This is a genomic window from Microbacterium sp. zg.Y909, from assembly GCF_024626565.1.
This window is the reverse complement of record NZ_JANJFJ010000639.1, coordinates 1-1,455: the sequence shown is the minus strand read 5'-3', so window position 1 is coordinate 1,455 and position 1,455 is coordinate 1. Positions and strand designations below refer to the sequence as shown.

Annotated in this window: 2 protein-coding genes and 1 pseudogene; all 3 read left to right on the top strand. The window is 71.1% G+C overall.

The window, feature by feature from the left end:
* Nucleotides 1–146: 146 nt before the first annotated feature.
* Complete coding sequence (locus NQ160_RS23695) at nt 147–377, top strand: DUF6704 family protein (protein ID WP_257517440.1); 231 nt, start codon at nt 147–149, stop codon at nt 375–377.
* Between the two features lie 2 nt (nt 378–379).
* Complete coding sequence (gene trpC, locus NQ160_RS23690; RefSeq protein WP_257517439.1) at nt 380–1,156, top strand: indole-3-glycerol phosphate synthase TrpC; 777 nt, start codon at nt 380–382, stop codon at nt 1,154–1,156.
* Nucleotides 1,153–1,455 (top strand): annotated as a pseudogene (locus tag NQ160_RS23685) (pyridoxal-phosphate dependent enzyme); the annotation flags it as partial. The gene trpC and the pseudogene NQ160_RS23685, both read left to right, overlap by 4 nt.

Sequence of the window (1,455 nt, the reverse complement as noted above, 5' to 3'; positions counted from 1 at the left end):
CCGCCGCCGGCCCCGCCTCGTCGCGACCGCACGACGCCATCGACTCATGGGACGACCTGTCGCGCGGCTCGGACCCGACAGCCTGACCCCGCTAGACTGAGGAAGGCATGCGGCCGCCCTGCCGCCTGCGTACGCGAAGGAGACAGATGAGCAACCACATCGGCGACCCCGGCCACGGACACTCCCCGGCAGCGTGGACCGCCGTCGTCATCATGCTGCTCGCGTTCGTGCTGGGCACCCTGTTCTTCTGGCTCGACATGCCGGCGCTCGTCTGGGCCTCCGCCGGTCTGCTCGTCGTCGGCGCCATCGTCGGCTGGGCCATGTCCAAGGCCGGCTACGGAGCCTACGGCGACAAGTACGCCTCGAAGCAGCATTGAGCATGCTCGCGGGCCTGACCGCCGGCGCGGTCGAGGACGCCGAGGAGCGCGCGCTGCGGCGACCGCTCGCCGAGGTGGAGAAGCTCGCGCTGTCGCAGCCTGCGCCGCGTGCCGCCCTCGACGCGCTGGCACCAGCGGACCGCGTGAGGATCATCGCCGAGGTCAAGCGCGCGAGCCCCTCTCGCGGCGACCTGGCGGCGATCCCCGATCCCGCCCACCAGGCCTCGCTCTATGAGACCGGGGGAGCGAGCGCGATCTCGGTGCTGACCGAAGGGCGCCGCTTCAAGGGCAGCCTCGCCGACCTCGAAGCGGTCAAGGCCGCCGTGTCGGTGCCGGTGCTGCGCAAGGACTTCATCGCGACGCCCTATCAGGTGCTCGAAGCACGCGCCTCGGGGGCCGACCTCGTGCTGCTCATCGTCGCAGCCCTCGAGCAGCCCCTGCTGGCGCAGCTGCACGCTCTCGTGCTCGAGCTCGGCATGACGCCGCTGGTCGAGACGCACTCGCTCGACGAGGTGCACCGCGCCGCAGACGTCGGCGCCCGGCTGATCGGCGTGAACGCCCGCGACCTGTCGACCTTCGACCTCGACCGCGACCTCTTCGGCCGGCTCGCCGAGCACATTCCGGCGGATGCCGTGAAGATCGCCGAGTCCGCCGTTCTCACCCCTGCCGACGTCGCGCACTATCGCGGCGCCGGCGCCGACGTGGTCCTCATCGGGGAGGCGCTGGTCACCGGCGACCCCGTGTCGACCCTCACCGCTTTCCTGGAGGCCGGCTCATGAGTCTGCGCGACGCTGCAGGGCCCTATTTCGGCGACTTCGGCGGGCGCTACATGCCCGAGTCGCTCATCGCCGCGATCGACGAGCTGACCGCGGTATACGAAGCGGCCAAGACCGACCCCGCGTTCGAGGCGGAGTTCCAGAGCCTGCTGCGCTCGTACGCCGGGCGCCCGTCGCCTCTCACCGAGGTGCCGCGCTTCGCCGAGCACGCCGGCGGCGCCCGGGTCTTCCTCAAGCGCGAGGACCTCAACCACACCGGGTCCCACAAGATCAACAACGTCATCGGTCAGGCGCTGCTCACC

Bases quoted from the DNA above. Each gene is read 5' to 3' on its own strand.
- trpC (WP_257517439.1), top strand. From the start codon at position 380: ATGCTCGCGGGCCTGACCGCCGGCGCGGTCGAGGACGCCGAGGAGCGC.
- NQ160_RS23695 (WP_257517440.1), top strand. From the start codon at position 147: ATGAGCAACCACATCGGCGACCCCGGCCACGGACACTCCCCGGCAGCG.